The 12854-nt window shown below is 72.0% G+C and carries 11 protein-coding genes and 1 pseudogene; 6 read left to right on the top strand and 6 right to left on the bottom strand.

All coding sequences use genetic code 11. The features are described 5' to 3' along the window. From OJ962_RS31565 to rpmA, 3 genes and pseudogenes are all read left to right on the top strand, one after another. Positions 1-520, top strand: a pseudogene (locus tag OJ962_RS31565) (hypothetical protein); the annotation flags it as partial. A 14-nt stretch (positions 521-534) separates the two neighbouring features. After that, on the top strand, positions 535-846 hold the full coding sequence (rplU, locus tag OJ962_RS31560) for a 50S ribosomal protein L21 (protein WP_202953856.1): 312 nt from the start codon (positions 535-537) through the stop codon (positions 844-846). Between the two features lie 13 nt (positions 847-859). Next, positions 860-1126, top strand: coding sequence for a 50S ribosomal protein L27 (gene rpmA, locus OJ962_RS31555; protein ID WP_202953857.1), 267 nt, complete (start codon positions 860-862; stop codon positions 1124-1126). 93 nt (positions 1127-1219) lie between these two features. Here the strand turns inward: rpmA and OJ962_RS31550 are convergent, their stop codons facing one another. The 5 genes from OJ962_RS31550 to pyk are packed head-to-tail and all read right to left on the bottom strand — an operon-like array spanning position 1220 to position 6139. Next, positions 1220-1975 (bottom strand): IclR family transcriptional regulator, encoded by a 756-nt coding sequence (locus tag OJ962_RS31550; protein ID WP_202953858.1) that lies wholly within the window; start codon positions 1973-1975, stop codon positions 1220-1222. 39 nt (positions 1976-2014) lie between these two features. Further along, the gene (locus OJ962_RS31545) at positions 2015-2428 is read right to left on the bottom strand and encodes a DUF3830 family protein (protein WP_202953859.1); all 414 of its coding nucleotides are present in this window, start codon (positions 2426-2428) and stop codon (positions 2015-2017) included. Then, positions 2428-3675 (bottom strand): allantoinase AllB, encoded by a 1248-nt coding sequence (gene allB, locus OJ962_RS31540; protein ID WP_202953860.1) that lies wholly within the window; start codon positions 3673-3675, stop codon positions 2428-2430. Before allB ends, OJ962_RS31545 begins: the two co-directional genes overlap by 1 nt. Then, positions 3663-4742: a M20/M25/M40 family metallo-hydrolase gene (locus OJ962_RS31535; protein ID WP_202953861.1), complete on the bottom strand. Its 1080-nt coding sequence runs from the start codon at positions 4740-4742 to the stop codon at positions 3663-3665. The genes allB and OJ962_RS31535 overlap by 13 nt, the downstream gene beginning before the upstream one ends. Next, entirely contained in the window at positions 4739-6139 is a 1401-nt protein-coding gene (gene pyk, locus OJ962_RS31530) for a pyruvate kinase (protein ID WP_202953862.1), read from the bottom strand. The genes OJ962_RS31535 and pyk overlap by 4 nt, the downstream gene beginning before the upstream one ends. Before the next feature lie 82 nt (positions 6140-6221). On the opposite strand from pyk, the gene OJ962_RS31525 reads away from it, so the two are divergent. From OJ962_RS31525 to OJ962_RS31515, 3 genes are all read left to right on the top strand, one after another. Further along, complete coding sequence (locus OJ962_RS31525; RefSeq protein ID WP_202953863.1) at positions 6222-7709, top strand: PQQ-dependent sugar dehydrogenase; 1488 nt, start codon at positions 6222-6224, stop codon at positions 7707-7709. Between the two features lie 53 nt (positions 7710-7762). After that, positions 7763-9745 carry an NAD-dependent DNA ligase LigA gene (gene ligA / locus OJ962_RS31520; protein WP_202953864.1) on the top strand — a complete coding sequence of 661 codons (1983 nt, stop codon included), beginning with the start codon at positions 7763-7765 and terminating at the stop codon, positions 9743-9745. Positions 9746-9809: 64 nt separating this feature from the next. Then, positions 9810-11924 carry a hypothetical protein gene (locus OJ962_RS31515; protein WP_270006855.1) on the top strand — a complete coding sequence of 705 codons (2115 nt, stop codon included), beginning with the start codon at positions 9810-9812 and terminating at the stop codon, positions 11922-11924. Between the two features lies 1 nt (position 11925). Here OJ962_RS31515 and pucL read toward each other — a convergent pair whose 3' ends face one another. Further along, entirely contained in the window at positions 11926-12771 is an 846-nt protein-coding gene (gene pucL / locus OJ962_RS31510; RefSeq protein WP_202953866.1) for a factor-independent urate hydroxylase, read from the bottom strand. Positions 12772-12854: the final 83 nt, after the last annotated feature.

The following is a 12854-nucleotide window of genomic DNA, read 5'->3' as shown; positions in this document are numbered from 1 at the left end:
CCGGGCCAAGGCCGCCGCGGCCGAGCCCGAGGCGGACGTGCCGCCCGTGGAGGAGCCCGCCGCCGCCGCGCCCAAGCCGCGTGCCCGGCGCCGCAAGGCCGCCGAGACCGAGCCGGGCGAGGCCGTCGAGGCGGCGCTGCCCGAGGACGAGGCGCCCGCGCCGAAGCGCAAGGGCCGCGCGCGCAAGCGCCCGGCCGAGGACGAAGCCGCCGTCGAGGAGACGCCGAAGCCGAAGGGCCGGTCGCGCAAGCGGCCCGCCCCGGAGGCGGTCGCCGAGGCGGCCGAGGCGGCCGTCGGGCTCGACGACGACTCACCCGAGACGCCGAAGCCGAAGGGGCGTGCGCGCAAGCGCGCAGCCGCGCTCGAGAGCGAGCCGGCCGTCTTCGCGGAGCCGGAGGGCGAGTTTTCCGGGGAAGACGGCGAGGACGCGCTATCCTCTCCGACCCGGCGCCGTGGCCGTAGTGGTGGACGGCGCCGTTCGCGCGCGAAGGCGCAGGCCGACGCCGAAGTCTCCGACTGAAGCCTTTAAAGACAATGTCCTACGCAGTCATCAAGACCGGCGGTAAGCAGTACCGCGTCATCGAGGGCCAGACCCTCCTGATCGAGCGTCTCCCCGACGACGTCGGCGCCACCGTCGCGCTGCAGCCGCTGCTGCTGGCCGCTGACGGCAGCGACCCGGTGTTCGAGGGCGACGGCCTCGCCAGCGCGAGCGTGCAGGCCGAGATCGTCGCGCACGAGCGCGGCCCGAAGCTGCGCGTGTTCAAGTTCAAGCCGAAGCGCGGCTACAAGCGCCGCACCGGCCACCGTCAGGAACTGACGCGCATCCGGATCACGTCGATCGGTTAGGGAGCAAGCAACCATGGCTCATAAGAAAGGCCTCGGCTCCAGCCGCAACGGCCGCGACTCGAACGCGAAGCGCCTCGGCGTCAAGGTCTTCGCCGGCCAGACCGTCACGGGCGGCGAGATCATCGTCCGCCAGCGCGGCACCCGCTTCAAGCCGGGTGACGGCGTCGGCATCGGCAAGGACGACACGATCTACGCTCGCGCCGCCGGCACGGTCGAGTTCAAGGAAGGCCGCCGCGGCCGCGTGATCTCGATCCTCCCGGGCGAGACCGAAGCCGCCTAGCCGGACCTCGCCACGCACTTTGTCGACGGGCGCCCACGCGGCGCCCGTCGTCGTTAACGGGCAAGACGTTTCCTAAAGAGGGACAGTCCCCCTTTAGGAAACGAGCGTCGCCGCGACTTGCTCGGCGTGCTCGCGCAGCAGCCCCGCGGTGTCGGCCGTGTCGGCGTGCAGGATGCGCCCCGTCGGCCCGCTCACGCTGATCGCGGCCAGCGGCGAGCCGGTGCGATCGAGGATCGGCGTGGCGACGCAGCCGACGCCCAGCTCGTGCTCCTCGTTGTCGGTGCTGTAGCCGCGCCGGCGGATCTTCGCGAGGTCCTCCTGCAGCGCGGGCAGCGACGTGAGCGTGCGCGGGGTGGAGGCGGTGAGCTCCGTCCCGCTCAGCAGCGCCTCGACGTCCTCCGGATCACGCCACGCCAGCAGCGCCTTGCCGGCGCCCGACGTGTGCGCGGGGATCGCGTGCCCGATGTCCGTGAACAGGCGCACCGAACGCGTGCCGGAGACGCTGTCGACGTAGACGACGTTGCGGCCCTCGAGCACGCACAGGTTCGTCGTCTCCCCGGTCTGGACCTGGATCGCCTCCAGGTGCGGCCGCGCGGCGGTGCGCAGGCGCGCCATCCGGTCCTGCAGCCCGCTCGTCAGCTCCAGCAGCTTGTAGCCGAGCAGGTAGCGTCCCGTGACCGGGTTCTGCGCGGCGTAGCCACGGGCGACCAGCGTGCCGAGCAGCCGGTGCGCCGTGCTCGGCACCAGCCCGGTCTGTGCGGCCAGCTCGGAGACGCCGAGCTCCTCGGCGCCCGCGAGCGCTTCGACGAGGTCGAGCGCTCGGTCGAGCGATTGCACCCGCTGCGCCATCTGCCCGCGAGCATACCGGAATGCGGAAGCGCCGTTCCGCTATGCGCGATCGAAGACGATGTCGAGCGCGCCCTTCCACAACACGTGCTCGCCGAGCGGGCGCAGCTGGTCCTGTCCCTCGACGATCGTGAGGAAGTGGTTGCCGGCGAGCTGGCCGACGATGCTGGCGAAGCGCGTGCCGCCGTACGGGAACAGCAGCTCGGTCTCGCTGATCCCGCCCGGGTACCAGAGCACTTGGCCGGGGGCGGGGAAGGACGTCGCGTTCTCGGGGTCCCGGTCGAGCCCGATGTCGAGGTCGCCGAGCGGGATCCACGCCGACTCGCCGCTCCAGCGCACGTGGATGATCTGCGAGCGGAACGGGAGGATGGCCTCGAAGGCCGCGACCGTCTTCGGCGCGCGCTCGCGCTCCAGCTCTCCCTTGAAGGTGAAAGGGCCCGCCGTGATCGTGAGCATCAGTAGATCGTAGGCCGCAGCAGCCGCCCGATGCCGGGCGCCGGGTCCTGCCCGCGCACGAGCGTCCGCACGACGCGGGCGCGCAGCTCCCGCCCGACGTACGGCGACAGCCGGTGGCGGGAGCGCAGGTCGGCCGCGGCCAGCGTGTATGTCGCGTTCAGGTCGACCAACGTGAGGTCGGCGTCGGCCCCCACCGCGAGCGGGCCCTTGCCCTTGACGCCGAACCGCCACGCGGCGTTCGTGAGCCGCACGGCCTCCTCCGGAGCGAGCTCCCCGAGCAGCAGCTCGAGCGTCGACTGCCCGCCCGCGATCCCGCCCCAGGCATCCCCGAACGCGCCTTTCTTCATCTCCGGCGGGCTGGGGGAGTGGTCGGACGTGACGAAGTCGATCTCGCCGGCGCGCACCCGCTCCCACAGCCGCGCCTGCTGCGCCGCGTCGCGGATCGGCGGCGCGCATTTGGCCACGGCCCCGAGGGCGTCGACGTCCTCCGCCGTCAGGAACAGGTAGTGCGGGCACGTCTCGCACGTGACGTCCACGCCGCGCCGGCGCGCTTCGGTGACGAGGTCCACGCCCTCGGCGGACGACACGTGGACGATGTGCAGCGAGCACGCCGTGTCGGTGGCGAACGTGATCGCGCGGGAGATGGCCTCGAGCTCGGCGACGATCGGGCGCGAGGCCAGCCAGTCGGCGGCCGACGGGCCGCGCGGGCGTGACGTCAGCGCGTCGTTCTCGGCGTGCACGGCGACGAGCAGGCCGAGCTGCGCGGCGAGCGCCATGCCCTCGTAGAGCGTCACGTCGTCGGCGCGGGCGAAGTCCTCGATGCCCGAGTCCGACATGAACGCCTTGAACCCGATCACGCCGCGCTCGGCCAGCTCCTCCAGGCGCGCACCCGGCACGAGAGCGCCCCACAGGCCGAAGTCCAGGCAGGACTCGCGCCGCGCCGCCTCGAGCTTGGCGTCGAACGCGGCGCCGTCGATCACCGGCGGCGTCGAGTTGAGCGGCATGTCGAAGAAGGCGGAGAAGCCGCCGGCGGCCAGCGAAGCGCTGCCGGTCCGCAGCCCTTCCCAGTGCGTGCGGCCCGGCTCGTTGAAGTGCACGTGCGGGTCCAGCCCGGCCGGCAGCACGTGCAGCCCGGTGGCGTCGATCTCGTGCGCGCCGCCGGGGAGCTCCCGCCCGAGCGCGGCGATCACGCCTTCGCTGACCCCGACGTCGAACGGGGCTCCGCCGCGGACGACTAGATCGAACACGCGTACCTCGTCGCCACGTCGATCGCGGCCGCGACGTCCTCCTCGCGCACGGCCTCGTGCGGGTTGTGGCTGCCGCCGGTGGAGCGCACGAACAGCAGCGCGACGTCGGTGAACGCGGCCATCGTCACCACGTCATGGCCCGCGCCGCTGACGAGCCGGGGCGCGTCCGGACCGATCGCGGCGGCCAGTGCTTCGACCGCGCACGGCGTCGCGTCGTGCTCGTGGATCAGCTCCCAGTGCGCTTCCCCCGACAGCGCCCGCAACGCGTCGAGCGCGCGCTGGCGGACCGTGTCGTCGGCGTGGCGCACGTCGAGCGAGAGCTCCACCCGCCCGGGCACCACGTTGACCGCTCCGCCCGGGACCGCGAGCCGGCCGACCGTCGCGACCAGCCCTTCCGTCTCGGACGCGAGCCCTTCGACGGCGAGCACGAAGCGCGCCGCGGCCACCAGCGCGTCGTCGCGCAGCGCCATCGGCGTCGTCCCCGCATGGTCCGCGCGGCCCACGAACGTGAGCGCGTACCGCGACTGCCCCGCGATCGCCGTCACCACGCCGAGCGGCCGGTCGAGCGCCTCCAGCACCGGGCCCTGCTCGATGTGCACCTCGAAGTACGCCTTCGCGCCCGCAAACAGGGGCGACCCGATCGAGACGCCGAGCATCGCCTCCTCGTCGGCAGTGAGTTGGCCCACGAACGCCCGGCTGCCGAGGAACGTCGAGCCGTAGCGCAGCCCTTCCTCGTCGGCGAACGCGACCACCTCCAGCGGGATGTGCGTCGCGTCGGCCACCTCGAGCGCCACCAGCACGCCCAGCACGCCGTCGTAGCGGCCCGCGTCCGCGACCGAGTCCAGGTGCGACCCCATCAACAGCCGCGCACCCTCGCCACGCCGGCCGACGAGGTTGCCGAGCGCGTCCGTGGCCGTCTCCAGCCCGGACTCGTACATCCAGTCCGCGACGCGCTCGGTCGCGCCCGTCAGCGCCGCCGTCCCGAGCGGGCGCGTGATCCGGCCGGGCTCCTCGGTGAAGCCCGCCAGCTCATCCGCCCGCTCGAGCACGCGGCGCGCGGCGTTCACGGGATCTCGCGCACCATCACGAGGTTCGTGGCGCCCGGCGTGCCCGTGCGCCGGCCCGACGTCAGCACCACGCGCGCGCCCGGCTCCAGGCCCGCCCAGTCGCGCGCGGTCGTGAGCGCGGTCTCGATCATCTCGTCGACGCTGTCGGCCGTCTCCATCGTGGTCGGGTAGACGCCCCACTCGAGCGTCAGCTGATCGGCGACGCCCTCGGCGTGGGCGAGCGCGATGATCGGCCGGCGTTTGCGGTACTTGGCGCAGATCCGGGCGCCGCCGCCGGTGGCGGTCGGGATCACGAGCGCGGCGGCGTCGACCTGCTCGGCCAGCTCGACCGCAGCCTGCATCACGGCGTGCGAGGTCTGCGACTGCGGCGTCGGCTTCGCGCGCCCGAGGATCAGCGGCGACTCCTCCGCGGCCAGCGCGATCGTCGCCATCGCGGTGACGGCCTCCAGCGGGTACGCGCCCACGCTCGTCTCGGCCGACATCATCACCGCGCTGGTGCCGTCGATCACGGCGTTGGCGACGTCCGCCGCCTCGGCGCGCGTCGGCTCCGGCGCCTGGATCATCGACTCGAGCATCTGCGTCGCCGTGATCACGAACTTGCCCGCCTGGGTGGCGCGCCGGATCGTGTCCTTCTGCATCAGCGGCACGCGCGCGACGCCCGCCTCGACGCCGTAGTCACCGCGCGCGACCATCACGCCGTCGGACGCGGCCACGATCTCGTCGAGCGCCTCGTAGGCCTCGATCTTCTCGACCTTGGCCACGAGCCGCGCCTTGCTGCCGAGCGCGACCGCCATCTCGCGCAGCTGCTGCATGTCCGCCGCCGAGCGCACGAACGAGAGCGCGATGAAGTCCGCGCCCATCTCGACCGCGAGCGCGAGGTCGGCCTCGTCCTTCTCGGTGATCGCGGGCAGCTCGGGCCGCGCGTAGGTCACGTTGATGCCCTTGCGGGGGGAGATCGGGCCGGGGGAGACGGCGCGGGCGACGATGTCCTCGCCGTCCACCCGCTCGACCGCGAAGCGCGGCACGCCGTCGCCGATGACGATTTGTGACCGTTCGGTGACCAGCGCCGCGATCTTGTCGAATTCGACCTTGATCGCGTCCGGTTTCGCGGTCGCGCTGAAGGTGACGACGTCCCCGACCTCCACCGTCTGCGTCTGTACGTCACCCGACAATCGCAGCTTCGGGCCCTGGAGGTCGAAGAGCAGGCCGAGCGGTCGTCCCGCGCGGTGCCCGGCCTCGCGAACCGCGGCCGCACGCTGCCGCAGCTCGTCGTGGGTGCCATGAGAGCAGTTCAGTCGTGCGCAATCGAGACCGGCGGCCACCAGCCGGTCGAGCATTCCGTCGCCATCCGTCGCCGGGCCCAGCGTCGCGACGATCTTCGTTCGCCTTTCCAACATCTCCCGTGATTCTGTCGAACCGGGACGCAGATCCGTGCGTAGGTGGACGTGGGGGGTCACCTGAACACAACCGGAGGTGGGAATGAACGCGGTTCGAAGCACCGTCGGGATCGCGGCTGCGGCCGTCGCCCTGACGTTCACGGGAGTGGCATCGGCACAGACGCCGACGCCGACCGTCGTCGACCCGAAGCTGAAGGTCGAACCGGTCGTCACCGGGCTCAACCAGCCCGTGCAGATGCAGTTCATCGGCAAGGACGACTTCTTCGTGCTGGAGAAGCCGACCGGCATCGTCAAGCGCGTCAAGGACGGCGTCGCGACGCCGGTCCTCGACCTCACGGTCAACTTCGCGTCCGAGCGTGGCCTGCTCGGCATCGCGCTCGACAAGCACTTCAAGTTCAACGGCACCGTCTACCTCTACTGGAGCGAGACGACGCTGCCGACCGACAACAACGACCTGTCGGCGGTCCCGACGCTCGGCAACCGGCTCGACCGCTACCACTGGGACGGCACGTCCCTGACGTTCGAGAAGACGATCCACCGCGGCCGCTCCTTCCAGGCCGATCCCGGCCAGCCCGTGCGCGGCAACCACAACGGCGGCGTGCTGCGCGTCGGCCCGGACGGCAAGATCTACCTGCAGGTCGGCGACACCGGCCGGCGCGGGCAGATGCAGAACCTGATCGACGGCCCGTTCGTGTTCCCGCTGCCGGCGACCAACGACGGCAGCATCGGCGACGACCAGTTCGGCGGCCCGGACCCGGACGCCGCGCACCTGACCGGCGTGATCCTGCGCCTGAACCCGGACGGGACCGCGCCGCGCGACAACCCGTTCTACCGGCTCGGCGCCGAGCGCGGCGGCTCGGTCGGCGCCTCGCTCAAGAAGGTCTACGGCTACGGCATCCGCAACGGCTTCGGCATGGCGTTCGACCCGTTCAGCGGCGACCTGTGGGAGCAGGAGAACGGCGACGACTCCTTCAGCGAGATCAACCGCGTGGAGGAGGGCTTCAACGGCGGCTGGGTGCAGCTGATGGGCCCGCTGTCGCGCGTCTCGCAGTACCGGGCGATCGAGACGACGGTCACGCCGACCCCGCCCGACCCCAACGCCGCCACCTACTACGGCCTCCAGCAGCTGCGCTGGGATCCGGCCAACATCGCGGCGAACCCGCACGAGGCCTACGACCGCATGTTCAAGCTCCCCGGCTCGCGGTACAGCGACCCGGAGATGTCCTGGAAGTACGAGGTCGCCCCGGGCGGCATCGACTTCCTCTCCTCGCGTGAGCTCGGCAAGGACTACCGCGGCGACCTGTTCGTCGGCTCGGCCCGCGGCGCCCTGCGCAACGGCAATCTGTTCCGCCTGCCGATCTCCAACAACCGCAAGGAAGTCGACCCCGAGGATCGCCGCCTGAAGGACAAGGTGGCCGACAACCTGCACAAGTACGAGATCACCGAGAGCGAGTCGCTGCTCTTCGGCGAGAACTTCGGCGTCACGCCGGACCTGCGCGAGAGCCCTGACGGCACGCTCTACGTCGTCTCCTCCTCGCAGAACACGGTCTACGAGATCTCCGCCGAGTAGGTGAGTGCCCGCGCGGCCGCCGTCCGTCGGCGGCCGCGCGTAGCGTTCAGGGCGTGAAGGAACGGATCGAGGAGCTGGCCCGGCGGATCACGGAGCTGCGGGCCGCGTACTACGACGGCGCGCCGCAGGTGGCGGACGCGGAGTACGACGCGCTGGAGGACGAGCTGCGCGAGCTGCTCGCCGCGCACCCCGAGCACACGCCCTCGCCGAATCCGCTGGAGGCCGTGGGCGCGCCGTCGGTGCTGCACGCGCCGGTCCGGCACTCGCGCCCGATGCTGTCGCTGGAGAAGGCGACCAAGCCAGAGCAGGTCGAGGCGTTCTTCGAGCGCTTCCCGGGGCAGTCGGTGGTCGTCATGCCCAAGCTCGACGGGCTGTCGCTGGCGCTGGTGTACGAGGACGGGCGCCTGGCGCGGGCCGTCACGCGCGGGGACGGGACGACGGGCGACGACGTGACCGTGATCGTGCGCGCGCTGGCGGATGGGGTGCCGTCCTCGGTCGAGCTGGGCGGGCGCGTGGAGGTGCGCGGGGAGGCCGTGATGCTGCGGTCCACGTTCGCGGCCTACAACGAGGCGCATCCCGACAAGCCGCTGATCAACCCGCGCAACGCCGCCGCGGGCACCGTGCGGGCCAAGGACCCGGCCGCGGTGGCCGAACGGCGGCTGCACTTCTTCGCCTTCGACCTCGACGCCTCCGAAGGTGCGGAGGCGGACTTGGAGGCCGGCCTGAAGACCTTGGGCTTCGACGCGGCCGACATGCGCCACTGCTCGACCGCCGAGGAGGCCCAGCAGGTGATCTCGGCCATCGAGGCCGAGCGCGCGGAGCTCGACTACGACCTCGACGGCGCCGTGCTGCGGCTGGCCGACCGGTCCGCGTTCGCCGCCGCGGGCACGCGGTCCTCGTCGCCGCGCGGCGCGCTCGCCTACAAGTTCGCGGCCGAGGAGAAGACGACGGTGCTCAGCGACGTCGTGTGGGACGTCGGCAAGACCGGGAAGATCGCGCCGGTCGCATGGCTGGAGCCCGTGTTCGTCGGCGGCACGACCGTGACGCGCGCGACGCTCGCCAACCAGGAGGTCATCCGGGCGCGCGGGATCAAGATCGGCGACACCGTGCTGGTGCGGCGCGCCGGCGACGTGATCCCGTTCGTCGCGGGCGTGCTGGACGAGTCCAAGCGTACGGGGGAGGAGCGGGACATCATCCCGCCCTCGGAGTGCCCCTCGTGCGGGGAGCCGCTGACCGAGCGGGGCGAGTCGCGCGAGCTGTTCTGCACGAACCTGTCGTGCCCGGCCCAGACCGTCCGGCGGCTGATCCACTGGGCATCGCGGGCCGCGGCCGACATCGAGGCGGTCGGACCCGTCTGGATCGAGCGGCTCGCCGCGTCCGGCGACCTGGTCGAGCCGTCCGACTTCTACGCGCTCACGAAGGAGCGGCTGCTGGAGTTCGACCGCATCGGCGAGGTGAGCGCCGAGCGCATGATCGAGTCGATCGAGGCGTCGAAGAACGTGGGGCTGCGGCGGGCCGTGATCGGGCTCGCGATCCCGATGGCGTCCGAGGGCACGGCCGCGCGGCTGTGTCGAGCGGGCTTCAGGTCGCTGGAGGAGGTCGCGGACGCCGGCGAGGAGAAGCTCGTCGCGGTCGAGGACATCGGCCCGAAGGTCGCCGAGTCGCTCACCCGGCACCTGGAACGCGTGCGGCCCGAGCTGGAGAAGCTGCGCGAGCGCGGCGTCTCGCTCGACGTGCGTGAAGAGGACCTCCCGCCCGAGGTGGCGGCGGGCGCGCCGCTGGAGGGCAAGACCGTCGTGATCACGGGCGCGATCAGCGACCCGCGCAGCGGCGAGAAGGTGCCGCGGCCGGCGTTCCAGCGGCTGTGTGAGCGCGCCGGCGCGACCGCCGCCTCATCGGTGAGCGCGAGCACCGACATGCTCATCACGGGCGCCGATGTGGGTGCGTCGAAGATTGCGAAGGCGGAGAAGCTCGAGGTCGCCGTCGTGGACCAGTCCGAAATCTGGCAGCAACTAATCAGCGCGGGCATCGCCTAACTGGGTACCTACGTCTTCGAGGCCGCGTGCAGGGGTGCAGCGGCCCGATAGATGGGAGGTTGGATTGAAGGTCCTTCTACGCGGTCCGACGCGCGCGGAGCTCGAGGAGCTCACGCGCGAGTTGCGGCTGCAACGCTGGCGCCGCCGCCCCGTGGCGGTGCTGGTCGCGGCGGCGCTGGCCGCCGGCACCGTCATGCCGGCCACCGCGGGCGCGGTGGCTGACGATGGCGGCGGATGGGGCGGCTCGAGCTCGCCCTCATCACAGGAATCGGACGCGCCGGGCAGCCATGCCGGTCCCGCCGGGGAGTCGGCGGAGTCGATGACGTCGTCGTCGGATTCCGCCGACGACGATCCCTCCGGCAGCGGCGGCTGGGACGGCTCGGTGGGGCCCAGCTCGCCGTCCTCGCAGGAGTCGAGCTCGTCGTCGTCGGATTCCGCCGACCACGATCCCTCCGGCAGCGGTGGCTGGGACGGCTCGGTGGGGCCGAGCTCGCCGTCCTCGCAGGAGTCGAGCTCGTCGTCGTCGGATTCCGCCGACGACGATCCCTCCGGCAGCGGCGGTTGGGACGGCTCGGTCGGGCCGAGCTCGCCGTCCTCGCAGGAGTCGACGTCCTCGTCGAGCGAGTCGATCGCGTCCTCGTCGGATGATTCCGGCGACGACGCGCCGCCGAGCCACGACGGCCCGGTCGGCGAGTCGGCCGAGGACTCCTCGTCCTCGGGCGGCGATGACAGCGGCTGGGACGGCTCGGTCGGACCGAGCTCGCCGTCCTCGCAGGAGACGACGTCCTCGTCGAGCGAGTCGATCGCGTCCTCGTCGGACGACTCCGGCGACGATGCGCCGCCGAGCCATGACGGTCCGGTCGGCGAGTCGGCCGAGGACTCCTCGTCCTCGGGCGACGATGACAGCGGCTGGGACGGCACCGTCGGCCCCAGCTCGCCCTCCTCGCAGGAGGCTGCGGCCCCCGCGAGCGAGACCGACACGGCCGACGCGACCGAGACCACCTCGGACCCGTCGACCGACGACGTGCCGGCCAACGACTACTCACCGCCCGCGATGACGGCGATGGGTGACGTCGCTGGGCCGTCGAGCGACACCACTACGCCCGCGGCCGAGGACAAGAGCCGCGCGGCCGCCCCGGCCGCGGACGACGCGGACTCGGCCCCGCCGAGCCACGCCGGCCCGGTCGGCGAATCCGCCGAGGACACCACGACGGCACCGTCGACGACCACCGACGAGGACTCGACCCCCGTGACGACGCCGATGGGCGACGTCGCGGCGCCGCCGAGCCAGGCGGGCCCGGTCGGCGAGCCGGCCGAGGAGACCACGACGGCACCGTCGACGACGAGCGACGACTACGAGGGTCCCGCGTACACCGCCATGGGCGATTTGGGCCTGCCGGGTCCGGAGGCCTCGCAGGCGCCGCACGTCGACGACCCCGAGCTGGACGCGCCGTACGACCCGCCGACGCAGCAGTACGGCCCCGCGTACGACCCGTCCGATCCGGTCTCGTCGCAGGAGCGCAACCCGGCGCCGGACACGATGGCGCCGGGCCACGCTCCCGCGCAGCAGACCAACCGCAACGAGGAGGAGGGCGACCTGCCCGAGCTCCCGGCGGAGTACGAGGGCCTGCCCGTTCCGGGCTACGCCCAGCCGGAACAACCGCCACAGCCGTCCACGGACGGCTTCGAGGTGGAAGGGACCGTGACGGTCGGGCTCGGTCTCACCGGCGGGCTCGCGCGGGACGAGGACCACACCGCCCTGACCCTGGGCATCGCCGAGGGCTACGGGGTGTTCGGCTCCGCCGGCCCCGCGGACGCGCCGGAGACGCCGGTCAGCGCGCAGAGCAAGGTCATGGGCGCCATCGGGCCGCTCAGCGTGTCTGGCGAGGTCGGGACGGACTCGGGGGTCACGTTGACCGTCGAGGTCCCCAACGAGGTCAACCCGGGCGTCTCGCAGACCACGCAGCACTCGATCAACATGAACAACGGATTCAAACCCGAGTACGAATCCACAGAGGGCATGGCCTTCGGCGCACAGGAGGGCGTCGCGATGACCCACTCGGTCACGGTTTCCATACCGAACGAGTACGTCGACCCGGTGATAGACACGGTCAACGGGATGGCCACCACCGTCGGGAGCTGGTTCACCGAACCGGAACCCCGGTCCGGCGGCTGGTGAATCACACCAACGGATAGGGGTCCCACAAGGGACCCGCATCGGGGGCGCCGTCGCGCACGACGGCGCCCTCGATCAGTCCGTACGGCCGGTCGTCGGCGTGGAAGACCTCGTTCTCGTTCGAGAGACCGAACGGCGTCAGGTCCACGACGAAGTGGTGCTTGTTGGGCATCGAGAGCCGGATCTCCTGCACGGCCGGGCACGCCTCCAGCACCGCCGAACCCATCGCGTACAGCGTCTGCTGCAGCGACAGGGAGTGGTGCGCGGCGAAGCACTCCAGCAACGCGCGTCGCGCGTCCTCGAAGGAGGCGGTGCCGTCGTGGCGCCAGCGCGCGCTCACCTCGGTGGCGAGCACGCGGTCGCGCGTCTCGGCCAGCGTCGTGTACCGGTCACGCGGGAACCCGTGGAACTCGGAGTCCGTCGTCTTGAGGACCACCAGGCCCGACAGCCCCGACGCGAACCACTGCGACTCATCCGCCACGACGACCGCGATCCGCTCCTCCCGCGAACCCTGCGCGAACGCGTGGTCGCTCAGCCGCGTCCAGCCGACCTCGCGCACCTCCACGCGTGCCCGCGTGATCGCGCCGCCCAGGAAGTGCCGCGCCAGCAGCGCCCCGAACTGCTCCGGCGTTCCGACCCCGTGCTCTTTGGCGAACGCGTACACGGTGTTCTTCTGCGTGTCGGTCGCGAGCACGGCCGAGTTGTCACCGTCAAGGTGCACCGCTTCCAGCTCGCCCGAGAGGGCGACCGAGACCAGCAGATCGCGCAACTCGTGCGCCGCACCGTCCCGCACCACCCGGACGAGGTGCGTCTCCGCCTTGCCGTACTGGTTGCTCCCGAGCCGTGCCATCCGAAAATGATCGCATTTCCATCACTCGGGACGCCGACTTTCGTATCATGGAACGTACATTCCGGGCAGGCTCACCCGAGCGG

Source organism: Solirubrobacter deserti (assembly GCF_027587175.1).
GTDB classification, from domain to species: Bacteria; Actinomycetota; Thermoleophilia; order Solirubrobacterales; family Solirubrobacteraceae; genus Solirubrobacter; species Solirubrobacter deserti.
This window is presented reverse-complemented; position numbering and strand designations above follow the sequence as displayed.